Genomic DNA, 24,778 nt, shown 5'->3' on the forward strand with positions numbered 1-24,778 from the left:
AGGCTATTATATAACGATTAGAGGATTTTATGCTATACAAAAATTCTCACCTTTTCATGGAAAGATGCTTCCTTATATTTCAAGCGTGTAATAAAAATAGCAAACCATTACAGCCGATGTAAAACCACTTCTACGAAAACAAGAAAACTATACTTGTCTCGATGACTATCTTCCTCTTTACAAATAGAAAAAAGTGCTACTTTATAGCAGCACTTTTTTCTATTTAATGTCCTCCGTGATCCTTTCCATTCTCTTGCACAATCTCGAGTTTTTCATCTAATATACCTTGCGTTTCAAATGAAATATCGATAGTGCTTCCTAATAAGAAACCGTGATTGTATGGACCTAATGTTGGATCATCTTTAAATTTTGGCTGGATGATTGCCAATAAATCATACACTGGCTGCGAAACCTTTCCTTCCTCTAGCAAAAGGACTGGAGCATGCTTTCCCATATGCGAAAACGGTGCACCAGCAATTGCTAAATCTGGTGTTTTTGTTGACAGAAATGAAATACCATGACCCGGTTTTGTGAGCCCCCAGCCAAACTTTGTTTTCCGATCTTTAAATGTAGCAAAAGCAATTGCATTTGCTGTAGGGGTTTCTCCGCTAATACGCGTTACTTTCCCATACTTCGCTAACTGTTTTTCTACTTCTTTTGAAATAATGGTTTCTGGGCCTAACACATATATATTCGCCTTATCTTTTCTCATCTTTAATGCTTCTATTGTTGCCTCTGGTACTTTATCTTTTCCTACATATAAAAGCGGTTCCGGCATATGAGCAATCCAATTTACCGCAGGTGTTGTATAAAGACGCCCTTCCTCTTCAAATGAACCAATAATAACACTGTCTGGATACCTACCTGCTATCTCGGCATACTCTTTATCAACCTCTTTAGCAAATTTAGCTGAATCTGTTTCTTTTATTTGTTTAATTTTATATTCTTTTAATTGTTCTAAAGCAGAAGCTCCTACATCCCCCATCACCATAATTTGTGTTCCATCTTTTGTCCCAAGCGGATGCAATCGTTTTATTTCGTTTAATGTCGCTTCCGGAATGCTATTTTTATCCATAAACAAAATCGGGCCATTGTTTGGATGGTGAATGAGATCTGCACTCGCTATCCCAAGTTGCCATCCATTCTTCGGTACTAAAATAACTGCTCCCGGCTGATTTTCTTTATGGGTCGCTGGCCAAATCGTTTGTGATGTTAATACGGCCATTTGCACGGGATCATTTGTATTTAGCCTCGTACTATTTTTCAAACTCAACGTTTGTAAATTACTAGACGCGTGCGCATTCATTTCTTTCGGTGTCACCGCCTTATGAGTCATGCTCATTTCTTGTTTCTGCTCATGCTCATTTTTCTTCTCATTATGCTCTGTATTTGCTTGTCCACACGCTGTAAGACTCACTGCTGCCATAATGGTAATGCCTAAAACGCAGGTTATTTTTTTCACTCGCTTCCCCTCCGTATCTATTATCCTCGAGCCAATATTCTTACCTAAAGTAGAATTTCACCTCATACGATAGCAACCAAATCTAAAGAAATTATGCAGATCTATAATAATCTGCACCATTTCTTCACGATTTTGCATTACACTTTAAGGAATGAATAACAAATATGGAGGAAACTCTATGATTGATATATTACTTGTAGATGATGAACCAAAAATGTTAGAATTATTAACTCTTTATCTTACACCTAGTGGGTATAACTGCGTCTGCGCAACCTCAGGACAAGAGGCCATCTCTTATATCGAAAAACAAAATTTCAAATTCATGCTTCTTGATGTTATGATGCCGAATATGGATGGTTGGGAAACATGTAAAAAAATCCGTTCATTCAGCCGTATTCCGATCATCATGGTAACAGCTCGTGATCAAACGATCGATGTTGTGAAAGGCTTAAAAATAGGGGCAGATGATTATATAACAAAACCATTTCACGAAGAAGAACTGTTAGCGCGAATTGAAGCGGTCCTAAGACGTACAAATGAGCATGAACAAATCCAATATAAAGGGATTTTATGGGATGAAGCGAAGCACTTCGTTTCTGTTTATGAACAAGAAGTGTTACTCACCCCTATTGAATTTTCTCTGCTTGGGTTATTTTTGCGCCACATAAATTATGTACTCAGCCGCGATCAACTTATTGAGCGCATTTGGGGGTTAAATGCAAATACAGAAGATCGTACAATCGATTCTCATATTCGTAATTTACGTGACAAATTACGAAAAGCTCACTTCCCCATTGACATACATTTAAAAACAATATACGGAGTCGGCTATCGTTGGATTGATACTGAATCATAAGGAGTAGTAAGATGAAACGAATCTCTGTTCAACTAGGGTTTTACTTTTTGATCGTCACACTTTTAATCGAAAGTGTTCTATTTATACTCTTGTATTACAGCCTTGTTAACACGAGAGTAAATGAAGAAATGCATGCATTATTAAAGCGCGGCAATAGCCATCGTGATGTATTAGAAAAATATTTTGATTCACAAACAATTTCTCACGTTGCATTAATGGAGTCAGAAGCGGAGACAACTGCCGTTATTACAAATACTGATAAAAAAGTATTAGCGAAGTCCAATTATATAGATTCCACTATAAAGATGTATATTACAGAAATGAATATAAGACCAAGTCATAACGGAACGATTATTGAAAACCACTGGAAAACTTCTAATTACATATGTACTGTTAGCCCTATTGTAATAGGAAAGAAAGTACAAGGATACGTATATATGTTTCTTGGCACAAATTCAATTAAACAAATGGTCAATGGGCTAACAAAACAATTTATGATTGCGGGTCTTATTACTTTTCTATTAACAGTGATTACAATTTTTCTACTATCACGCTTATTAACAAAGCCCCTGCTTCGTATGAAACACGCAACTGAAAAAGTGAGTCGTGGTGATTTATCTATTTCTTTAAGTACATCTCGAAATGATGAAATCGGTGAGCTTGCTAGCGCAATTCAAACACTTGCAAATGATTTACATTACATGAAAAAAGAACGCAGTGAGTTTTTAGCAAGCGTAGCACATGAATTAAGAACTCCGCTTACATATGTAAAAGGCTATGCAGAGATTGCGCAAAAACATACTACACAGCCTACAGAACGGGAGAAATATTTATCCATTATAAAAGAAGAAGCTGACTACATTACGAATTTAGTCCAAGATTTATTTGTACTTGCCCAAATGGAGAAACATAATTTTTTAATTGAAGCGAAAAGTATCGATTTAGAAAAATTTCTAAATCGGATTGTCACAAAAGTGAATGGAATATATATCCAAAAACATCTTACCGTTTCCTTAACATGTCCCCCTTCACTTTTTATCATTTTAGACGAAAGACGGTTTGAACAAGTTATTATGAATATTTTAAATAATGCTTATAGACATTCAGCAGAGTATTCAATGATTACAATCACTGTCACAACATATTTATCACATATTAAGATTTCGATTCAAGATACAGGTGAAGGAATTCCGCCGGAAGATATTCCGCACATCTTTGAACGTTTTTATCGCGTTGATAAAGCACGATCACGTGCAACGGGAGGAACCGGATTGGGTCTGGCGATTGTGAAAGAGATTGTAGAACTACATGACGGTCATATTACTGTTAGCAGTAAATTAAATGAAGGAACATGCTTTACTATTACTTTGCCACGAGAAAAAGAGAGTACAATGATGTAATTGTACTCTCTTACTTTTTTTCTATTAACTCTATTGTTTCAGTAATCTGAATGCTATCTTTAACAGACTGTGCAATTGTGCAATTTTTCACCGCAATTGCTAACGCCTTTTCGAGTTGCATGAGCGTAATTCCCTCTGCTCTTACTTTATAGTGCAGATGCACACTCTCAACAGGTCTTGATAAAGCGTCACTGCGCCCAACTGTCGTTTCAATTGTAAATGTGTCATACTGAATACGCTTCTTTTCTAAAATCGTTCGAAAGACAATTGCACTACATCCTGCAATGGAAGAAATGAATAGTTCTAACGGTGAGTACCCATTTTCTTTTCCAATTGATAACTGTCCATACGAATACTCAGCTTGAATATGATCATGCTTAATTGTTAGTTTCATACGCTTTACCCATCTCCACTTTCATCACTTTTTGCCGCTTCTTATTTATATAATAATACACATAGCAAAAAATGATAAATGGAATACCGCAATATAAAGCCATCCGTTGTTCTGGAATAAACGCTAAACTAATGATAACAATACTATTTGTAACGAGAGCTAAAATTGGAACAATTGGATAGAGCGGCGTCTTATATTTCAAGTCTTCTAACTTTCCTCCATCCTTTACGTACTGACTTCTAAAACGAAGTTGTGATAGCGCAATAATAACCCAACTAGCAACAGCAGATAATCCTGCTACAGACAATAAATACATGTATACTGTATCTTCTGCAAGAAAGCTTGTCAGTAAAGATAAACCAGCTACAGCAATCGTAACAATTAACGCTGTAATTGGAATACCACGTTTATTTACCTTTTTGAAAGAAGTCGGTGCCATTCCTTCATTTGCAAGAGACCATAATATGCGCGTTGCTGCATATAATCCAGAATTTGCCACAGATAGTAGTGCCGTAATAATAACAAAGTTCATAATATCCGCTGCATAAGGAATCCCAATTTTATCAAATACAACAACGAATGGGCTTTCAATAACCCCTGCTTCTTTCCATGAAATTAACCCTACTAAAATCGTCATTGTTAAAATAAAAAATAACATGATGCGCCATACTGTATTACGAATTGCACGAGGAATCGTTTTCTCTGGCTGTTCACTTTCTCCAGCTGCTATCCCGATCAGTTCTGTTCCTTGAAAAGAAAAATTAACTGTAATCATTGTAAGAAGTACAGCAGCAACTCCATTTGGAAACAATCCACCGTCACTTACAAAGTTAGAAAAAAGAGGTGCTGCCGCTTTACCATCATACGGTAAAAAACCAAGCAATGCGCTGCCCCCTAAAACGACAAATGCAACAATTGTAATTACTTTTATACTAGAGAACCAAAACTCTAATTCAGCATAGCTTTTCGCCGAAATTGCATTCGAAATGTATAAAATAAGTCCAAAGATCAAACACCATACCCAAACGTCTACAGATGGAAACCATCTTTTCATCATCAAGCCAATTGATGTTAGCTCTAATCCAACTGTAACAGCCCATCCTAGCCAATATAACCATCCAATCATAAACCCTGTTCCCGGCCCAATAAATTTCGTCGCATATTTTTGGAAAGATCCAGAGACCGGCATCGCGACAGTTAGTTCACCGAGACAAAGCATTGTTAAATACATAATAAATCCACCGACTAAATAAGAGAGAATGGCTCCCCCTGGTCCCGCTTGGTTAATCGTATATCCTGATCCAAGAAAAAAACCTGTTCCGATGACACCTCCAAGCGCAATCATAAATAAATGTCTACTCTTCATCGTTCGATGTAATTTCTCGTTCGTTGTTTGCTGCATCGTAATCCTCCCCTATAAACACCTTCTGTTTTGAAAATTTTCTGATAATAAAAATATACACGAAAGCGTTTACAATTTCTATATAAAATTAAAACTTTTCTGATAAAACTATGCATTTTTTATTATGAATCACAACTTATTTTGTAATTACAGGAAAATAAGGTTTTATTAGTAAAAAACTCTTACATGATCGTAAGAGTTAATGATGCTCTAATTTTCTTGATAAAATTGACAATCCATAATTTACAGCAAAATATATGCAAGCTACACATATAAACGTAGGAATCATGTAATTTACATTTTGTCCATTAATAATTTGAGCATTATGCATAAGCTCCGGTAATGAAATGACAACTGCTAATGATGTATCCTTTAATAAAGATATAAATTGGCTCACTAGCGGTGGTACCATACGTCTCAACGCTTGTGGTAAAATAATGTACCAAAGTGTTTGCATATACGATAACCCTGAAGCTCGCCCTGCTTCTATTTGCCCTTTCTCAATAGATAATAAGCCGCTGCGAACAATCTCTGAAATCATCGCTGCCTCAAAAATTGTTAAAGCAACAATCGCTGCTGTTTTAATCTCTAATTTCAATCCAGCTTCTGGAAGTGCAAAATAAGTAAAGAAAATAATTAAAAGCAATGGTAAGTTACGAATGATTTCAACAATGACAGCCAGTATTTGTGATAGAATTGGTATTTTCGTATATCGAACTGTTCCCACTATACTTCCGATAAGAAAACTAAGGAAAATAGAAATAATAGCTATTTCTAATGTTACAAGTAATCCTTTTAATAGGAAAACAAGATGATCTCCGGTATACGCTCCTTGAAAATCCATCTATACCGCTCCTTTCGCCAAGCGTTTTTCAAAGTAACGCACAAGCATGCTAAGCGGTACAGTTAAGATTAAATAAAACATCCCAACAAATATATACACATCAAATGTAACAAACGTTCTCGTTGAAATTAAATCTCCTTGATACATTAAATCTGCTCCGGCAATCATTCCAAGAATCGAAGAGTTTTTTACTAAATTCAGAAATTGGTTTCCTAGCGGCGGAATGACAATTTTAATAGCTTGTGGTAACACAACATAATACATCGCTTGTACATATGTTAAACCAGAGGAGCGCGCTGCTTCCATCTGCCCTTTTGTAACAGATAAAATTCCGGCTCGAATCGCTTCTGCAATAAAAGACGCTGTATATATAGTAAGCGCTGCTGTTCCTGCAACAAACCCACTTAATGTAACACCGACGACTGGAAAGGCAAAATAAAAGGCGAATGCAATCAACACAATGGGGATATTCCGAACAAATTCTACATACGCTGTACCAATCCAATTTAACGCTCGAATTGGTGTAATTCGCATAACAGCTATCATAACACCGAGAAGAAAGCTACCAATCAAGGCAATGACACTGGACAATAGCGTATATTTAAATCCCTCCAAATACAAATCCATGTTATTTGTCAAAATTGAAAAATCAGGCAAACTTCCACCCTCTTTCTTTATAAGAAGAGGATGAGCTAACCTCATCCCTCTCCTCGCAATCTACTATTTTTCTGGCTTTTCTCCAATCCATTTCTCGTATACCTTGTCATATTCTCCACTTTCTTTCATTTCTTTTAACAAATCATTGATCTCTTTCGTTAAATCCGTTGCTCCTTTTTGAACAGCAATACCGTATGGCTCATTCGTAAAGATCTTACCAACTACTTCATAATTCGCATCTTGTTTGGCCATTCCATATAAAATTGCATTGTCAGTCGTTAAAACATCTCCCTGTCCCGCCTTTAATGCTGTAAATGCTTCACTATAATTTTCAAACTCTAATACCGTTGCTTCCGGCGCCTTTTGACGAATATTTTGTGTTGATGTGGAACCTTTTACCGCCAATACTTTTACCCCTTTTTTCACATCATCAATACTTTTCACATCGCTTCCTTTTTTCACAAGCAATGATTGGCCTGCTTTAAAATATACATCTGAGAAGTCAACTTCTTTTTTCCGTTCTTCTGTAATTGTCATTGTCGCGATAATTGCATCAATATCTCCATTTTTCAGCATTGGAATACGCGTTTTCGAAGTTACTTCTTTTAATTCTAATTTCTTCTCGTCACCTAGAATCTTTTTTGCAAGCGCTTTTGCCATATCAACATCAAACCCTTCTACTTGCCCTGTTGAAGGATTTTTTAATCCAAATAAATTAGTATCATTCTTTACACCAACTACTAACTTTCCGCGTTTCTTAATTTGTTTGACCACTCCGCCATTTGTATTTGTTTCTTTCGCATCTTCTTGTTTATTTCCACATCCTGCAACAATCAAAGTAAATAAACACGCGAAAACAATAAGAGTGAACCATTTTTTCATCCTTTTCATCCTGTTCCTCCCCTAGTGATTTAATACTCTTCTTAAAAACAGTCTCGCTCTCTCCTGCTCTGGATTCACAAAAAACGCTGTTGGTATTGTATCCTCGATAATCTGTCCCTCATCCATGAATAAAATTCGGTCTGCTACCTCACGTGCAAATCCCATCTCGTGTGTGACAACAACCATTGTCATTCCTTCTTTCGCTAACGCTTTCATAACATCTAGCACTTCCCCAATCATTTCCGGGTCGAGCGCAGACGTCGGCTCATCAAACAACATAATTTCTGGTTGCATGGCTAATCCTCTAGCAATTGCAACTCTTTGTTGTTGTCCACCGGATAATTGATGTGGATATGCCCTTGCTTTTTCAGGTATCCCCACTTTTTCTAAATAAAACATAGCTGTTTTTTCAGCTTCTTCTTTAGAAATTTTATTCACCTTCATTGGTGCTAATGTAATATTTTGAAGCACCGTTTTATGTGGATATAAATAAAAATGCTGAAAAACCATTCCAATATTTCGGCGCAATTCATTCATATCCGTCTTGGCATTGTGCACTTCTGTATTTTGGACAATTAATTCTCCATCCGTAATTGCCTCTAACTGATTGATACACCTGAGTAGTGTGCTTTTTCCTGATCCAGAAGGCCCTACAATAACAACTACTTCTCCTTTTTGAATTTGAATATTAATATTTTTTAAGACTTGAAAGTTACCATAGTATTTATTTACATTACGAAACTCAATCAACATACCCCCCCTTCCCCTAACAAAGCATGTACATTCTTTTTATATTCAAAAAAAGCCTAAAAAATAACTTTGCTCCATAAAAAAGTGCTACAAATAGAAATAAGAATGCACTTCTAGTAGCGAAATGATTTTAGTAATTCAACAAAAATCAAGATTTTCTACATTTAAGTTTCAACAACAAAAAAAGCAAAGGGATCTACCTTTGCTTTCTCATTGCTATTCTTTTTATCCCGCTATTTTAGGGCAGTAAGACTCCCACCTCAAGATGCAGAGAGAAGCAAGGAAGATAGGTGGGAGTAGGGCTGCCCGTAACAGCCCGATTGGTGAGGGCTCATAATCAGTGGGGGATGAAGAAAACCCCCACTGATTAAAGTTTCACTTTATGATACTTCTTCTTTCTTATCTTTTCCGTATTCATTCTCCCAGAAATCAGCATTTTTAATTCCGAGTTCTCGAGGATGAAATACGGGGTCTTTTCCTTCTTTCTTCTGCTTCTCATAATCTTTTAATGCTAAAAGGGCTGGCTTTTGCAAAAATAAAATCGCAATAATGTTAACCCATGCCATAATCCCTACACCAATATCCCCTAAAGCCCAAGCTGTCTCTGCCGTTTTGACGCAACCATAAAATACAACCCCTAAGAAAATAAATTTTAGTAACAGCAACATCCAAGGGCGATCTTTCTCACGATTTAAGTAGGCAATATTCGTTTCAGCGATATAATAATATGCCATTATTGTTGTAAATGCGAAGAATAGTAAGGAAATAGCAACGAAACCGTTTCCAAATCCAGGGAAGACAGATTCAACTGCAGCCTGCGTATAACCAGGTCCCGGCTGTGCACCATTTAATTTATTGACAATAAAATTTTTTCCACTTGCATCAAATACGTTATACATGCCTGTAATAATCATCATAAATGCAGTTGCAGAACAAACAAATAATGTATCAATATAAACAGCAAATGCTTGCACTAATCCTTGCTTAGCTGGATGTGAAACTTCCGCAGCCGCCGCTGCATGTGGCCCAGTTCCTTGCCCTGCTTCATTGGAATAAATTCCACGTTTTACCCCCCAAGAAATAGCTAAACCAATAATTCCACCAAACGCAGATTCTAAAGCAAATGCACTTTTTATAATTAACATAAATGCTTCTGGTAACTTTTCAATATTCATTACAATAATCGCACAAGCTACGAGAATATAACCGACCGCCATAAAAGGCACTATAACTTGCGCTACATTTACAATACGCTTTACTCCACCAAAGATAATAAGGGCGACTATCACGACTAATATTACTCCAGATACAGATGTATTCACTCCAAATGCTGTTTCTAAACTTAGAGCAATACTATTTGCTTGCACACCAGGAAGAAGTAGCCCCGTTGCAAGAATGGTTGCTGCAACAAATACGAATGCGTACCATTTCACTCCTAGGCCCTTCTCAATGTAATAAGCGGGTCCGCCGCGGAATTGCCCCTTATGTTTCATTTTATATATTTGTGCAAGTGTCGATTCTATATAAGAAGATCCCGCACCTAAAAAGGCCACTGCCCACATCCAAAATACGGCTCCTGGGCCTCCAAATGCAATCGCTGTTGCGACCCCAGCAATATTTCCCGTTCCCACGCGCCCTGATAAAGACAGCGCTAATGCCTGAAACGAAGAAACACCTGCTTCCGACTTTTCCCCTTTAAATGTAAGTTTCAACATTTCTCCAAAATGCCTGAGTTGTAAGAATCTCGTTCGAATAGAAAAATATAAACCTGCACCCAAACATAAATAAACAAGTGCAGAACTCCAAACAATATTATTTAACCATCCTACGAATGCCTCCACAATTCTCCCTCCTTTTTATCAATAATATTCAGAATATATAAAAATTATAAACTCACCCACAAATCATGACAATATTATTTTAATAAAACAAACACATTTTTGTATAAAAAAACAAAGTATATCGTTTTTTCATATACTTTGTCTCTTAAAATTTGTATTATATATTCACAATTGGCTGTTCTTTCATAATTCTCTTATATAATGAATCAGATAATATATGAAAATACTCTGGCATCTCTTTTCCTTTAAATTTCTTTTGAATTGTACCATATAAACCGATATCACGAAGTCTTAAAAATAGCGGTAAAGATTCATACCACCTTTCCTCTAATTGATGTTCCAGCTCATATCCTGATCGTAATACTTTTAATTGATGCCGAGCAAATGCTGTTTTCTCTTCTGTTGTCCCGCTTATTACCATCGCTGAATAATAGAGAACCATCGCTACATCATGTATAAAATAGTTATACGTAGCATCATCAAAATCAAAAATTGTTAATTTTGTTCCATCATAATGAAAATTTCCTTGATGAATATCGCCGTGTATAAGTCCAAAGCTTTCCTTTTCTATCGGCAGTTTTTTTATATGAACAATTACTGTATTCGCAATCTGTTTCAACTGTTCATCCTCTAAATCTTCTATAATCGCTCTTTCATCTACCTCCCATGTCGTACGATGTTTTGTTTCAGGGTAATCCATTGTGAGGCGATGAATTTGTCCAATTGCTTTTCCCCACGCTTGAAACAAATCATCTCCCCAATGTATAGAAGTATCATCTTTTATCCCTTCCCCTTGTGCATATGAAAAAAGTGACGCATAAAAGGTCGTTCCATCTGTCGCTTGTATTCCTTCTACTAGTTTTCTAGTTTTTGAATTATATGGTCCGGCAACATTCGCTCCATGTTCTTTTAGATATTGTAAAAACTCTAATTCAGCTTGGACTTGCTCCTCAGACCGATGAGAAGAATGAGTCAATCTCAATACGTAGGGTACTTTCTTTTCATCCTCAGCACGAAAAATATAATTTTCGAAATCTCCAAGGGGTATTTTTTCTACTTTCACATGAAACAAACTTGCCGCTTCTTCTAAAATAGCATCATGAAAGACCTGTTCTACAGTTATTTCCATATGTACAATTCCTCCTTTATATGTACTATATTAAATTCGGCATAAATGTAAGAAATACTCCTACAAAGTGAAACTTTAATGAGCCCTCACCAATCGGGCTGTCCTAAAATAGCGGGATAAATTTTTCATATTTTTCTTTTCATTCTAAAAAACATGTAGTATACTAACTTCAAAATCAGAGGAGAAAGGGAGCAAAGAACTATGTTTACTTATAAAGCTGTAGTTACATTTGCACAAAAACATCATCATCATACGTAAACCCTTGAAACCTAGCGGAAAAAATGACGCGTAGGTACAAGGGTTATTCCCGTTGTACCTACACTTTGCTAAAGAGCTATGTAGGTATTTTTTATCTACATGGCTCTTTTTTGTTTATAAAAAGCTAGTAACAGATGATGAATAAGCAAAACTACTACAAAGGAGACAACAAATATGGAAACGAGAAAATGGGGTTTATGGATTTTGACAGCATTCGTAGTTGGGAATATGGTCGGAGGGGGCGTATTTATGCTACCGGCAAACTTAGCACAAGTATCAGGTCCCTTAGGTTCTTCGCTTGCTTGGAGTATTACAGGACTTGGTGTATTTACGATTGCGCTTGTATTTGGGAATCTTGCTGTACGTAAACCAGAATTAAAGGCGGGCCCACAAAGTTATGCGCAAGCGATGTTCCCTTCACCAAAGATGGGGAAAGTGGCTGGTTATAGCATGGCATGGGGATATTGGGCAGCAAACTGGGCAGCGACTGCTTCCGTCATTATTTCGTTTGCAGGATATTTATCTACGTTTTTCCCGATTTTACAAAGTAAACAAATTCTCTTTTCCATAAGCAGCTCCTCATTAGAGCTTGGAAAAGGATTAACATTCGCTGTATGTAGCATTATGCTATGGGGTATTCAATCCATTCTTTCTCAAAACATTGATCGAGCAGGTAATATGAATCTTTTAGCAACAATTGCTAAGATTATTGGATTTACAATGTTTATCGTGATTACATTATTTATTTTTAACGCCTCTAATTTTGGTGATGGACAAACTTTTATGAATGAAGCTGGAAAATCCATTCCATTAGGTGGACAAGTCAATTCTGCCGCTATCGCTACACTTTGGGCCTTTATTGGAATCGAGTCAGCTGTTATGCTATCGAACCGAGCAAAATCACAGCGTGACGTAAAAAGAGCGACTATTTTAGGATTAATCATTGCTCTTCTTATTTATATGGCAATCACATTACTAACAATGGGCGCCCTCCCACAAGAAGTTTTGAAAGAGTCGCAAAAGCCGTTAGTAGATGCCCTAAACTTAGCCATTGGTAATAAAGGCGCTTATATTATGGCACTGCTTGCACTTATATCTCTATTCGGCTCTACTGTTGGCTGGATTGTTGTTAGTTCTGAAGTACCTTATCAAGCAGCAAAGAATGGACTTTTCCCAAAATTCTTTGGAAGAACAAATAAAAAAGGAAGCCCCTCAAAAGCGCTTCTCATTACAAATATTATGACACAAATTTTCTTATTTTCCACAATTTCTGGTACTGTTTCAGAGGCTTATCATTTCGCCATTGTCGTTGCAACGTTAGCCTATTTAATCCCATATCTTGTTTCTACAATGTATCAACTAAAACTCGTTATAACGGGCGAAACATATGGTATAAAATGTGCTTCTCGTATAAAAGATGGAATCATTACCTTACTAGCATTCTTTTATTCCACTTGGGTTATTAAAACAGGAACAGCAGACTTAACAACATTTTTCTTAGGAATTGGATTATTTGTATTAGGCCTTATTCTTTATCCAATTTTAATGAAGAATGCGCCGCACCTTATTTCTGAACAGCGAAATAATAAAGCAAGCTAACAAAAAGAAGCGGGAAATAGCCATTTTGGTTTACTCACCGCTTCTTTTCTCTTTATAACTTTTATAGTGTTCTACATAAAACGAGAGAGAACCCTCCATTCGTAACATACCAAGAATGAAATAACGCTGTTCCAATCGAACTGCCCTAAATAGCGGGGAAACACATTTTATCATGAAGCGATTAAGATCTACTTTCGCTTATCCGTTTTATATGTAAGAAAGAATAGGCAAAAGGTATATGTTCAACTATTATGTATATTTACTACTGAAAAAAAGAATTCATTCAAATTCGATTACTTTTTTGGGTTATAATGTCCGTCCATTTCCTCCCTTCTCTTTCCTTTGCATACCATATAAAAACACGTTATCATAAGGTATATTGTTTTATTTTATGAAAATAATGTTAGGTGGGAAACACATGTTAGAACAATTGCATATACATGCTGATTTAAAGCAGCAATTAGCGGCAATTCATGAAAAAAATACACAAGCAGCTGGTGAAAATAAACATTTAATTGGAACAAAAATGTATAAAGCAGCTGATAACAGTATTCTTGAAGATGCTATTACAGCTCTTTTACTTGGAAAAAATATTCTATTAAAAGGACCAACTGGTAGTGGGAAAACTGTACTAGCAGAGACGCTTTCTTCCTTATTTCAAAAGCCAATGCATAGCATTAACTGCTCTGTTGATTTAGATGTAGAAGGAATTCTAGGATATAACACATTACAGACAAAAGATGGTGCTTCTGAAGTTACCTTTATTGATGGGCCCCTTATGAAAGCAATGAAGAATGGTCATTTCCTATACATTGATGAAATTAATATGGCGAAACCTGAAACACTTCCCCTTCTTCATGGTGCATTAGATTATCGTAAAATGATTACAAATCCATTTACACAGCAAGTTGTATATGGAGATGAAGAATATCGTGTAATCGCAGCCATTAATGAAGGATATGTTGGAACAAGCGAATTAAATGAAGCTTTAAAAAACCGCTTCGTTATCATTGAAGTTCCTTACATTCAAGGTGAGACATTAAAAGAATTATTATTATCTGATTCAAAGTTAAAAAATATAGCAACCATTGAAAAGTTTGTTGCATTTGCAAGTGACCTTATGCCTCTTGCTCGTGACGGTCGTGTAAGTGAAGAAGCAGCAAGTATTCGCGGTATTCTTGATGCATGTGATTTAAGTGTATATATTCCTGTTATGCGTGCAATCGAACGAAGCATCATTGCAAAACTAAGTGACGAAACAGAACAAATGACTGTCCGTGAATTAGCGGAGAGCTACTTCTTTGAGGAATAATTCATGAGACAAATTTTTAGTGACAAAAAAATTGACGCGTCGCTGTTTCTTCAAATGGAAAACTTAATGTATGCTCTTCTAAAAGAAGATGATGCTTACTTAGAATATGGCTATAAAGCATACTATGATGAAGTTGAAAAAAAAGTTGTTATCAGTCATTTTTGGGATGATCGTAAAGAAGACGATATGGTAGTCGGTTTAAAAAGCGAAGTATTTTTAAAGGCACTTGGCAATAAACATTATTCTGATATGAGATTAATTCGATCTTACGCCATCGAATTACAAGAGTCTTCTCTTACAAAATTTCTAACACAATTATTTATTCTACTGGAAGACTTACGCATTGAAGAGATTGTAAAAGATTTACGCCCTGGTACGAAGTATATTTTCAAAAGACGTAAAGAAATGTACCGTAATTATTTCAGTTCACAAAATGAAATAAACCGCGTTCGTAACTACCATGCTGATCGTCTTTTCTGCTTATGTTATCTCTCACTCACAAGCGATAAATACGAAATGTTTCACAATGAGTACTTTGAACAAATTGAAACGTTGTTACACGACGTCTTCCAAGCTCGTAATACAGAAGATATTATGTATATTGTGGAAAAAATTCGTTATCGTTTAGAAGGGTTTCTTGAAAGTGATATGATTAATACCTACTTTGGGCATGCCCCTCTCTATCTATCTGTTATTGCTGATGAAAAAGATGGACGTCCTGAAGATTTAGCAAATGATGATGTCCAAATTGTCGATGACAATGAAAATAAAAGTAAAATAAATGAAAGCTTTTCTACATGGCATCGAGAAAATAAAAATAATGAAAATGAAAATTTCTTACGCTTTGAATTAGAAAGTGGAACAAAAACGAATATGATGGGTGATACAGCTCGTGAATCTGAAGATGGCGATCAAGCGCTCGGTTCCGTACAAGGAACTTCACAAAAGAGCACACAGTCCAACTTTGATGGAGCTGATGCTGAAGATACGAGAGCATCGCATGCTTCTAGCCAGCATGAAGGCACATACGGTAAATATAACGTCGGTGCTTCTCATACGTTTAAAGAAGCTCGCAAGCCAAGCCATGATGAAAAGAAAGACTATCAAGCCATCAAGTCGGTTATCAATAAAGATGTGAAAGAATTAAAGAAAATTATCGAGAAAACGATTGAAAATAAAACAAATGCAAATAGTGATAAATATTATGGAAGACTTCATAAAAAGTTTTTACGCATTTATACAGAAAAACAGCCGCGAATGTTTTATAAAAAAGGACAGGAATCTCAAGAACTTGATGTAGCCTTTCAACTGCTCGTTGATTGCTCTGGTTCTATGTATAATAAAATGCAAGAAACAAAAAAAAGTGTTGTGCTATTCCATGAAGCATTAAAATCATTAAAAATCCCACATGCCATCAGCGGCTTTTGGGAAGATGCTTCAAGCGCTACTCCAGAAAACAAACCGAATGTCATTCATGAAGTTGTAACATACAAAAATTCAACACTTCCAAATGTCGGACCTGAAATTATGCAACTACGTGAAGAAGAAGATAACCGTGATGGTTATATCATTCGTATCGTTTCTGAAAAGCTCGCGAAAAGAACAGAAAAACATAAATTCTTACTCGTTTTTACAGACGGTGAACCTTCTGCACTAGATTATCAACAAGACGGTATTTTAGACACGCATGAAGCTGTCAAGCTTGCTCGCAAAAATGGAATGGAAGTCATCGGAATTTTCATTGAAGAAGGCGAAGCAAAAGAAGCCACTTATCAATTGATGAAAAACATCTATAATCAGCATTTCTTAATCGCCAATGATGCTGAAGATTTACGATTAAAGATTAAACCTCTATTGAAAAAATTACTACTGAAGACGATTGAATAGCAAACAGGAGCCCGCTTTGGCTCCTGTTTTTTAGTCGTTATTCTATGTCAAATCGCCAATAAAATTTCATTTATTATTTTGTTTTTCTAAAAATTAATATAAAAAGAGCTCGTTTTCTGTTTTCATCCCCCCTGCAAAAGAATAAGAACCGATCCAATCGAATCGGTTCTCTTCATTAACTCATCACTAAATCAGCTGTGAGCTTTTTTTTTAATTTTGCTAACATATCTGCTGTCATTTTATCTAAATCATACTCTGCTTTAAAGCCCCACTCTTCTTTTGCAGCTGTTGCATCAATTGAGTTTGGCCAACTATTAGCAATTGCTTGGCGAGCTGGATCTACTGCATAATCCATTGTAAATGTTGGAATGTGTTTACGAATTGCTGCAGCAATCTGCTCTGGCTCAAAGCTCATTGCTGTAATATTGAAAGCATTGCGATGTACGAGTTTACTTGGGTCAGCTTCCATTAATGAAATAATTGCTTGCAAAGCATCAGGCATATACATCATATCCATGTATGTTCCTTCTGCGATGTAGGAAGTGTATGCACCTTTTTTAATTGCATCATAATAAATTTCCACCGCATAATCAGTTGTACCTCCTCCTGGAGGAGCTACATAAGAGATTAAACCCGGGAAACGTACCCCGCGCGTATCAACACCAAATTTATGATAATAGTAATCGCACAGTAATTCTCCTGCTACTTTGTTTACTCCATACATTGTAGTCGGACGCTGGATGGTGTCTTGCGGCGTAGCATCTTTTGGTGTTGTTGGACCAAATGCACCAATAGAACTTGGCGTAAAAAACTGACAATCTAGTTCACGAGCTGCTTCTAGTGCATTGACAAGTCCGCCCATATTTAAATTCCAAGCAAACAGCGGATTCTTTTCTGCAGTTGCTGAAAGTAAAGCTGCTAAATGAATAATTGTATCTACTCCATTACGTTTTGCAATATCATGGAGTTTCTGACCATCTGTTACATCTAACATTTCAAATGGACCAGATTTGACTACTTCGCTATCTTTTTCGCGAATATCAGTTGCAATAACGTTTGATGTGCCGTATACATCACGAAGTTTCATGACAAGTTCAGAACCAATTTGCCCTAAAGAACCGGTTACTAAAATTTTTTTCATTTTCTCCACTCCTCATTTGCAAGCTTTCAAAAGATGTAAAAGTGTTAAATAATCCCCATTTCTTTTCCTACTTTTTCATACGTACGAATTGCTTCATCAAGCATTTCTTTCGTATGAGCTGCTGTTGGCATATTACGAACACGTCCTGTTCCTCTTGGTACAGTTGGAAACACGATAGATTTTGCATATACACCTTTTTCATTTAAACGTTTACTGAACTCTTGCGTTAACACTTCATCACCAATAATACATGGTGTAATTGGCGTTTCACTGTCCCCAATATTAAAGCCAAGATCTTTTAATCCTTGTTTTAAATAGCGACCATTTTCCCATAAACGGTCATGTAGCTCCGTACTTTCCATTAAAATCTCGATAGATTGCTTACAAGCCGCCGCATCGGCTGGTGTTAAAGCTGTAGAAAATAAGAATGGGCGTGAACGCACTTTTAACCAATCGATTAAGTTTTGTTTCCCTGCTACATATCCACCAATTACCCCAATTGCTTTCGATAATGTACCAATTTGGAAATCTACTTTATCAGAAAGACCGAAATGCTTAACAGTACCTGCACCTTTTCCAAGTACCCCTGAACCATGTGCATCATCTACATATGTCATTAAATCTAATTCTTCAGCAATTTTAACAATTTCTGGTAATTTTGCGATATCACCATCCATTGAGAAAACACCATCTGTAATAACCATTAATTTGTTGTAAAGCCCTGATTCTTTAGCTTCGATTGCTTTTTTGCGTAAATCTTCCATATCAGAATGTTTGTAAACGATAATTTTTGCTTTTGATAAACGAGATCCATCAATAATAGATGCATGGTTTAACTCATCAGAAAGAATAGCATCATTTTTATCCATTACAGCTGAAATTGCTGCCATGTTACAGTTAAATCCTGATTGATATGCAATCGCTGCTTCTGTATGTTTAAACTTTGCAATTGTTTCTTCTAATTTGACATGCAAATCAAGTGTACCGTTAATCGTACGAACTGCCCCCGCACCAACGCCATACTTATGGATTGCACCAATTGCCGCTTCTTGCAGACGATTATCTGTTGCTAAGCCAAGATAGTTATTTGAAGATAAGTTAATATATTCTTTCCCGCCAATTGTAATCATTGGTCCATTCGGACTTTCTAGCGGATCAATTACGTTATAAAGCCCCTTTGCTTTCAAATCTTCCAAATTTTCTTCTAAAAATTTTGCAAGTGTTTTACTAGACATTGTGAAGCCTCCCATCATTCATGTAAGCGGATTATTATCTCAATAATGCCAATACTCTCTCTACTAGCTTAACACGTTTTCGAATTTTATTATAGAAAAATAACATAAAGAAAACGCTTACAATATGTAATTATATATGATGTAACAAAAGAAATCTATCACTTGCTTTTAAAGTTTGATAGAACAAACAAAATATGTAAAGGGAATGAGAACATGGCATTCATAGAATCTGAAGCGTATAATAAAGACTCTTTTTTAAACAATATATGAAGCGGAGATATCGATAAGATAATTCAAATGATATGATTGAAACCCCTGCCTTGTTACAACTTATCTGTGATGTAAAAGAAAAAATAATTTTTGATTTAGAATGTGGTGATGCTCAGTTTCGTACAGAGTTATTACAAAAAGGATGCGCGTCCTATATAAAAATTCAAAATAAAAACAACTTTCTCCTCGGAAGTTGTTTTTATTTTGAATTCACGGAAATGTCACATTATTTTTTGTATTTTTATTCCTTATATGTTATATTGTAAAAGTAAATAGAATGTAATTTCTTTATATCAGAAAAATTAACTACTCTAAATTTTCTGATTTATCATTATTTTATTTTCTTTAAGAATTTAAATACTGCTTTTGAAAACGCTTATTAAGCAAATTTAAGGAGAAAATATGCTACTGGATGAATTTAAATGAATTATTTTAAAAATTTTCTTTCTATTCCCATATAATTCTATTGACTTCTAAATATTTTGTAAATTAAAATGATTACATAAATATCCGTTATGTAAGATTAGGGGGGCAACAAAATGGATGCAGCTTTAAAATTAGAAAAAGCTAAAGAACAACAAACGCCAAAGAAACACCCACCAGGATTATATTTATTGTTCTTTACAGAAGCTTGGGAAAGATTTAGTTATTATGGAATGCGCGGACTTTTAGTTCTTTACTTAACAACAGCTGCCATTAGCGGTGGTTTAGGGCTTGATGCAAGTTTCGCAGTGAATTTATACGGAATTTTTACCGCATTAGTATATTTTACACCAATTGCTGGTGGATGGTTAACAGACCACTTTATTACAAGACGTCATGCCATTACCGTTGGTGGTATTATTATGGCAATTGGTAACTTTGTATTATTTTCCATGAATACAAAACTGGACTCTTTTTAGGACTCGTATTATTAGTTATTGGTAACGGATTTTTCAAACCAAATATTTCTACATTATTAGGTGAACTATACGGCGAAAACGATACACGTCGTGACAGCGCCTTCACGATATTCTACATGGGCATTAACGTAGGTGCTTTTTTCGCACCGCTTATTTGCGGCTACTTAGCTGAAGATTTCTTTAAAACAAATGTTGATGGTGTTATGGTAATGGGTTACAAATATGGGTTCCTTGCAGCTTGTATCGGTATGGTTATTGGCCAAATTGTCTTTAACTTGCTAGCTCCACGTTACCTTGGTAACGCTGGAACAACTGTCGTTGGAAAAAAAGCAAAAAATAAAGATGCGAAAGTAATTGAGAAAAAACCTTTAACTCAACAAGAGAAAAAACGCACTTGGGCAATTGTTATTTTAACTTGCTTCGTTGTATTCTTCTGGGCAGGTTTTGAACAAGCTGGTAGTTCTTTTACTCTTTATACAAATAAATTTGTTGATCGTACTATTTTTGGTTGGGAAGTTCCAACATCTTGGTTCCAATCTGTTAACCCAGCATTTATCGTACTATTAGCACCATTTGTATCAGCCTTATGGGTTAAGTTATCTAAATCTAAACGTGGTGATTTAAAAGTCCCAACAAAAATGGCTCTTGGAATGATTTTATTAGGAATTGGCTATCTTGCACTCACATTGGCAGTTTTAAAAACAGGCAGTGACGAAGCTCATATTACTGTAAAGGCTAATTTACTATTTATTGTTATCACTTATATGTTCCATACACTAGGCGAACTATTCTTATCACCTATTGGATTATCAATGGTAAGTGCGATTGCACCTGTGAAATTAGCTTCTTTATTAATGGGTGTATGGTTAGCTGGTACTGGTATCGCAAACTATATTGCTGGGGCATTAGCAGCATTCACGCAATCTCTAGGATACTTAGAAGTATTCGCAAGTATTGGTATTATCGTAATTGTACTTGGCTTAATACTTCTCATGTTCTCGAAAAAAATTGCACATATGATGGAATAGTAAAAAAGGCTCTCAAATTTGAGAGTCTTTTTTTAATCAAAAAACGGATCTTTCTCTACCTATATATTATGAATTCTTACATCTTTTCTAAGCTCTAAAAAAGATGTTTGTTTGCAACATAATGCTTTTTTATTTTTCTTCTAACGCTGTAATATCAACCTCTACTGTTTCATGTGGTGCCTTTATGTCATGAACTTGTGCAATTCCACGTCCTTCATCACAACTCTCAATCCAAACCGGTACACCTTGATATGTAACATCTATTTGGCTCGAGGACGATAAAATTTGTTTTACCCGTTTTATATCCATAATGTATTCCTCCTTTTACAAATTACACTCCTCTCTATCTTTCCATATTTTTTTGAATGTATTCCATAAAAAAAGACGTATATTTCTATACGCCTTTCCTAAATATTGAAATTTTATGAAAATAATGTCTTTACTACTTTACTTACTTTGTCATTGTGCACTTGGTAATATACTTCTAAGCCTCGTCTTTCAAAACGAACAACCTTGTTTTGTTTTAGTTTCGTTAAATGTTGTGAAACAGTCGATTGCGGAATTTCTAATACTTCCTGCAATTGTGTTACATTGCACGTTCCGCGTTGCATAAGTTCCATTACTAAGCGCAAACGTAACGGATGAGCTAACGCTCGTAACATTTGAACATCTTCTTCTAAAATACGACAATCAAATTGGTTTTGATTCATAAAGTTCCCCTCATTTTTTCATTTTATTTTCTCTTTATTTATTTATATACTTGTTTTTATATTTCCTGTTACGACACAACTTTATCAACCTAAACGGTAAAATTATTTTCCTCCTTTTTTATCAACACAAAATACAAAAAACCTCGCTGATTTTGAATATTATACTATACGATATAGAAAAAATGCAAAATATATAAAGCTGAATACATTGCTTCTAAATGTTGATTTATCAACGTTTTTGTTATATTTATCTCTCTCTACTTCCTTCTGTAACGGTATTGTAAAATACTGTTCTCAAATGATATATCCTTGTAAAGTTATTTGACCCTTAGTAATCAGTTTGTTACGATAGAAAGAGTGAATTTTTGGTAAAGGAGTTGATTTCCAATAAAAAAATGGCTGATTGTCGCTGTACTTAGTATTGCACTCGTTTGGACGATTATCCATAATCTTATACAAAAAAAGAGCAAGGAACAAAATGAAGGATCAGATGTCCGAATCGGAACAGAGATTGGAAACATAGTACCTAATTCTCTTTTACAAACAATAGATGGGGAAGAAATATACTTGTCCGACTATAAAGGAAAAAAAGTGATCTTGAATTTTTGGGCGAGTTGGTGTGGGCCATGTAAAGTTGAAATGCCTGATATAGAAAAATTCTACCAAGACTCAAAAACAGATGAAATTGAAATTGTTGCCGTAAACGCAACTCCTAGTGAAAAAGATCCTAACTATGTAAAACAATTTCTTCAAGAAAATCATTATACTTTTCCTGTTTTACTTGATACAAAAGGACAAGCGAATACAGCTTATCAAATTGTGAGCCTTCCAACCTCCTTCATTCTAGACAAAAAAGGTATCATTCATTTTAAACATGTTGGACCTATGACATACGAAAAGATGAAGGAATATATGAAAAGTTTATAATTTTAAACTTTCTACTTCTCTTTTCTATTATTTATGAATAAAATATTGATAGAGTGCTCAAAATATATGAGCACTCATTTTGTCAAGTTTATGAACAAAATGTAAGGTTTTGTTTACAAATAACACTATTGTGGAATAATTATACTTTTTCACGTTGACAATAGTGTTGAACAGGACTATACTTAGCAATGTAAGTTGATTGTGAATTATTTCACAAATAATGTGAATAACTTCACATAATATAGATAGGAGTTGTTATTCTCATGAATACTTGGACACAAATTTATGATCCATTGAACAACATTTGGCTTTCTGCACTAATAGCAGCTTTACCAATTTTTTGTTTCATCATTTGTTTAATGGGATTCAAAATGAAAGGTTATATCTCTGGTCTTTACAGTGTAATTGTTGCTGTTATCATTGCCATCTTTGTGTATAAAATGCCTACAACTGTAGCTGTTGCATCAGCAGGATTCGGTATTTTATCTGGATTTTATCCAATTTGTACAATTGTTATCGCAGCAATTTTCCTTTACAAAATAACTGTAAAAACTGAACAATTTAATGTTATTCGTGATAGTATTTCAAGTATCACAAGTGATCAACGCTTACAGGTATTATTAATCGCTTATTCTTTCGGTGCTTTCTTAGAAGGAGCAGCTGGCCTAGGGGTTCCGGTTGCTATCACAGCTGCATTACTTGTTGGTATGGGCTTCAATCCATTAAAAGCAGCAGGTATTTGTTTAGTAGCTAATATCGCTGGTGGTGCAATGGGAGCAATGGGTATTCCAGTTACAGTACCAGCACAATTAACTCAACTTGATGCATTAACTGTCGGTCGTCAAACTGTTACGATTCTACCATTTATTAGCATCATCTTACCGTTCTTACTTGTTGCAATGGTTGATGGTTTTAAAGGAATTAAAGAAACATGGCAAGGTATTCTTGTTAGCGGTGTTTCATTTGCTATTACTCAATTTACTGTAACATATTTTTTAGGCGCAGAACTTACTGATATTTTCGCAGCAGTTGTAAGTATGGTTGCCCTTGCATTATTTTTACGAGTTTGGCAGCCAAAATCTTCTGCTAAAGAAGAAAAACAAGAAGAAAAACACTCTCATACATTCAATCAAATTTTATATGCTTGGTCTCCATTTATATTCTTAACTGCATTTGTAACAATCTTTAATTTAAAACCAATTAAAGCTTTATTCGCTCCAAAAGGTGCACTTGAGAACTTAGTATTTAATATTCAATTCCCTGGTCTTCATAATCAAGTTATGAAAACTGCACCAATCACAAAAGCAGATACACCTTTTGCAGCTATTTTTAAACTAGATGTATTCTCATCTACAACTACTGCCATTGTATTAGCAATTATTGTTTCACTTATCGTATATCGTGTAAATGGCAAAATGATTAAAGAACTTATAATTGAAACACTTAAAGAATTAAAAGCTCCAGTTTACACAATTTGTAGCGTTATCGCTTTAGCTTATGTTGAGAATTACTCTGGGATGTCATCTACACTTGGACTAGCATTCTCTTCTACTGGAAATGCATTCCCAATTCTTTCTCCAATTTTAGGATGGATTGGCGTATTCATTACCGGTTCAGTTGTGTCAAGTGGTTCATTATTCGCACCACTTCAAGCAGTAACTGCAGCTCAGTTGGATATCGTACCGTCCACACTTGTTGCATTAAACGTAGTCGGTGGAACAATGGCAAAAATGGTTTCGCCACAATCTGTAGCAGTTGCTTGTGCAGCAGTTGGATTAGTTGGTAAAGAGTCTGCATTATTTAAAGTAGCAATGAAATATAGCTTAATCTTCTTAGCTGTCATTAGCTTACTTCAACTTAACTCCATATTTCATATTTTTTAATATAAAAGG

20 protein-coding genes and 1 pseudogene are annotated in these 24,778 nt (G+C 35.4%); 8 read left to right on the top strand and 13 right to left on the bottom strand.

The annotated features are described in order from the left end of the window. Positions 1-223 precede the first annotated feature (223 nt). Positions 224-1,462, bottom strand: a complete 1,239-nt coding sequence (locus MR063_RS14640) for a cell wall-binding repeat-containing protein (protein ID WP_242198909.1) — start codon at positions 1,460-1,462, stop codon at positions 224-226. Between the two features lie 178 nt (positions 1,463-1,640). Here MR063_RS14640 and MR063_RS14645 point away from each other — a divergent pair, with 178 nt between their 5' ends. Both MR063_RS14645 and MR063_RS14650 read left to right on the top strand, forming a co-directional pair. Continuing rightward, positions 1,641-2,318 (top strand): response regulator transcription factor, encoded by a 678-nt coding sequence (locus MR063_RS14645; protein ID WP_242198910.1) that lies wholly within the window; start codon positions 1,641-1,643, stop codon positions 2,316-2,318. Positions 2,319-2,329: 11 nt separating this feature from the next. Next, positions 2,330-3,718 (top strand): sensor histidine kinase, encoded by a 1,389-nt coding sequence (locus MR063_RS14650; protein WP_242198911.1) that lies wholly within the window; start codon positions 2,330-2,332, stop codon positions 3,716-3,718. A gap of 10 nt (positions 3,719-3,728) precedes the next feature. Here the strand turns inward: MR063_RS14650 and MR063_RS14655 are convergent, their stop codons facing one another. The 8 genes from MR063_RS14655 to MR063_RS14690 all read right to left on the bottom strand — a co-directional run bounded on the left by MR063_RS14655 (position 3,729) and on the right by MR063_RS14690 (position 11,617). Next, complete coding sequence (locus MR063_RS14655) at positions 3,729-4,112, bottom strand: OsmC family protein (RefSeq protein WP_242198912.1); 384 nt, start codon at positions 4,110-4,112, stop codon at positions 3,729-3,731. Further along, positions 4,096-5,514 (bottom strand): amino acid permease, encoded by a 1,419-nt coding sequence (locus MR063_RS14660; protein WP_242198913.1) that lies wholly within the window; start codon positions 5,512-5,514, stop codon positions 4,096-4,098. The genes MR063_RS14655 and MR063_RS14660 overlap by 17 nt, the downstream gene beginning before the upstream one ends. Positions 5,515-5,713: 199 nt before the next feature. Further along, complete coding sequence (locus tag MR063_RS14665; protein ID WP_048723250.1) at positions 5,714-6,358, bottom strand: amino acid ABC transporter permease; 645 nt, start codon at positions 6,356-6,358, stop codon at positions 5,714-5,716. After that, positions 6,359-7,015, bottom strand: a complete 657-nt coding sequence (locus tag MR063_RS14670) for an amino acid ABC transporter permease (RefSeq protein ID WP_048723299.1) — start codon at positions 7,013-7,015, stop codon at positions 6,359-6,361. A 63-nt stretch (positions 7,016-7,078) separates the two neighbouring features. After that, positions 7,079-7,906, bottom strand: a complete 828-nt coding sequence (locus MR063_RS14675) for a glutamate ABC transporter substrate-binding protein (RefSeq protein ID WP_242198914.1) — start codon at positions 7,904-7,906, stop codon at positions 7,079-7,081. 12 nt (positions 7,907-7,918) lie between these two features. Continuing rightward, positions 7,919-8,647: an amino acid ABC transporter ATP-binding protein gene (locus MR063_RS14680; protein WP_242144979.1), complete on the bottom strand. Its 729-nt coding sequence runs from the start codon at positions 8,645-8,647 to the stop codon at positions 7,919-7,921. A 380-nt stretch (positions 8,648-9,027) separates the two neighbouring features. Next, positions 9,028-10,488 carry an alanine/glycine:cation symporter family protein gene (locus tag MR063_RS14685; protein ID WP_242198915.1) on the bottom strand — a complete coding sequence of 487 codons (1,461 nt, stop codon included), beginning with the start codon at positions 10,486-10,488 and terminating at the stop codon, positions 9,028-9,030. Between the two features lie 157 nt (positions 10,489-10,645). Next, entirely contained in the window at positions 10,646-11,617 is a 972-nt protein-coding gene (locus MR063_RS14690) for a phosphotransferase enzyme family protein (RefSeq protein WP_242198917.1), read from the bottom strand. Positions 11,618-12,049: 432 nt separating this feature from the next. Here MR063_RS14690 and MR063_RS14695 point away from each other — a divergent pair, with 432 nt between their 5' ends. The 3 genes from MR063_RS14695 to MR063_RS14705 all read left to right on the top strand — a co-directional run bounded on the left by MR063_RS14695 (position 12,050) and on the right by MR063_RS14705 (position 16,673). Continuing rightward, positions 12,050-13,474, top strand: a complete 1,425-nt coding sequence (locus tag MR063_RS14695; protein WP_242198918.1) for an amino acid permease — start codon at positions 12,050-12,052, stop codon at positions 13,472-13,474. 418 nt (positions 13,475-13,892) lie between these two features. Then, a complete protein-coding gene (locus MR063_RS14700; RefSeq protein WP_242198920.1) occupies positions 13,893-14,786 on the top strand; it encodes an ATP-binding protein in 894 nt (297 codons plus the stop codon). A 3-nt stretch (positions 14,787-14,789) separates the two neighbouring features. Next, entirely contained in the window at positions 14,790-16,673 is a 1,884-nt protein-coding gene (locus MR063_RS14705) for a vWA domain-containing protein (protein WP_242144984.1), read from the top strand. A gap of 175 nt (positions 16,674-16,848) precedes the next feature. Here the strand turns inward: MR063_RS14705 and MR063_RS14710 are convergent, their stop codons facing one another. Beyond that, a complete protein-coding gene (locus MR063_RS14710; RefSeq protein WP_242198922.1) occupies positions 16,849-17,814 on the bottom strand; it encodes an L-threonine 3-dehydrogenase in 966 nt (321 codons plus the stop codon). 44 nt (positions 17,815-17,858) lie between these two features. After that, a complete protein-coding gene (locus MR063_RS14715) occupies positions 17,859-19,049 on the bottom strand; it encodes a glycine C-acetyltransferase (protein WP_242198924.1) in 1,191 nt (396 codons plus the stop codon). Positions 19,050-19,858: 809 nt separating this feature from the next. Here MR063_RS14715 and MR063_RS14725 point away from each other — a divergent pair. Next, positions 19,859-21,249: pseudogene (locus MR063_RS14725) on the top strand (peptide MFS transporter). Between the two features lie 129 nt (positions 21,250-21,378). On the opposite strand, the gene MR063_RS14730 reads toward MR063_RS14725, so the two are convergent. Both MR063_RS14730 and MR063_RS14735 read right to left on the bottom strand, forming a co-directional pair. Beyond that, on the bottom strand, positions 21,379-21,558 hold the full coding sequence (locus MR063_RS14730) for an acid-soluble spore protein H (RefSeq protein WP_242198926.1): 180 nt from the start codon (positions 21,556-21,558) through the stop codon (positions 21,379-21,381). 113 nt (positions 21,559-21,671) lie between these two features. Further along, positions 21,672-21,959, bottom strand: a complete 288-nt coding sequence (locus tag MR063_RS14735) for an ArsR/SmtB family transcription factor (protein WP_011983636.1) — start codon at positions 21,957-21,959, stop codon at positions 21,672-21,674. A gap of 519 nt (positions 21,960-22,478) precedes the next feature. On the opposite strand from MR063_RS14735, the gene MR063_RS14740 reads away from it, so the two are divergent. Together MR063_RS14740 and MR063_RS14745 are read left to right on the top strand one after the other, a co-directional pair. Next, on the top strand, positions 22,479-22,886 hold the full coding sequence (locus MR063_RS14740) for a TlpA disulfide reductase family protein (RefSeq protein ID WP_396021846.1): 408 nt from the start codon (positions 22,479-22,481) through the stop codon (positions 22,884-22,886). A 263-nt stretch (positions 22,887-23,149) separates the two neighbouring features. Beyond that, the gene (locus MR063_RS14745; RefSeq protein WP_242198932.1) at positions 23,150-24,769 is read left to right on the top strand and encodes an L-lactate permease; all 1,620 of its coding nucleotides are present in this window, start codon (positions 23,150-23,152) and stop codon (positions 24,767-24,769) included. Positions 24,770-24,778: the final 9 nt, after the last annotated feature.

It is taken from the genome of Bacillus cereus group sp. BfR-BA-01492, assembly GCF_022662815.1.
Taxonomy (GTDB): domain Bacteria; phylum Bacillota; class Bacilli; order Bacillales; family Bacillaceae_G; genus Bacillus_A; species Bacillus_A cereus_BD.

Bases quoted from the DNA above. Each gene is read 5' to 3' on its own strand.
- MR063_RS14715 (WP_242198924.1), bottom strand. From the start codon at position 19,049: ATGTCTAGTAAAACACTTGCAAAATTTTTAGAAGAAAATTTGGAAGAT.
- MR063_RS14675 (WP_242198914.1), bottom strand. From the start codon at position 7,906: ATGAAAAGGATGAAAAAATGGTTCACTCTTATTGTTTTCGCGTGTTTA.
- MR063_RS14665 (WP_048723250.1), bottom strand. From the start codon at position 6,358: ATGGATTTTCAAGGAGCGTATACCGGAGATCATCTTGTTTTCCTATTA.
- MR063_RS14745 (WP_242198932.1), top strand. From the start codon at position 23,150: ATGAATACTTGGACACAAATTTATGATCCATTGAACAACATTTGGCTT.
- MR063_RS14660 (WP_242198913.1), bottom strand. From the start codon at position 5,514: ATGCAGCAAACAACGAACGAGAAATTACATCGAACGATGAAGAGTAGA.
- MR063_RS14650 (WP_242198911.1), top strand. From the start codon at position 2,330: ATGAAACGAATCTCTGTTCAACTAGGGTTTTACTTTTTGATCGTCACA.
- MR063_RS14655 (WP_242198912.1), bottom strand. From the start codon at position 4,112: ATGAAACTAACAATTAAGCATGATCATATTCAAGCTGAGTATTCGTAT.
- MR063_RS14700 (WP_242198920.1), top strand. From the start codon at position 13,893: ATGTTAGAACAATTGCATATACATGCTGATTTAAAGCAGCAATTAGCG.
- MR063_RS14730 (WP_242198926.1), bottom strand. From the start codon at position 21,558: ATGGATATAAAACGGGTAAAACAAATTTTATCGTCCTCGAGCCAAATA.
- MR063_RS14645 (WP_242198910.1), top strand. From the start codon at position 1,641: ATGATTGATATATTACTTGTAGATGATGAACCAAAAATGTTAGAATTA.
- MR063_RS14705 (WP_242144984.1), top strand. From the start codon at position 14,790: ATGAGACAAATTTTTAGTGACAAAAAAATTGACGCGTCGCTGTTTCTT.
- MR063_RS14735 (WP_011983636.1), bottom strand. From the start codon at position 21,959: ATGAATCAAAACCAATTTGATTGTCGTATTTTAGAAGAAGATGTTCAA.
- MR063_RS14690 (WP_242198917.1), bottom strand. From the start codon at position 11,617: ATGGAAATAACTGTAGAACAGGTCTTTCATGATGCTATTTTAGAAGAA.
- MR063_RS14695 (WP_242198918.1), top strand. From the start codon at position 12,050: ATGGAAACGAGAAAATGGGGTTTATGGATTTTGACAGCATTCGTAGTT.
- MR063_RS14710 (WP_242198922.1), bottom strand. From the start codon at position 17,814: ATGAAAAAAATTTTAGTAACCGGTTCTTTAGGGCAAATTGGTTCTGAA.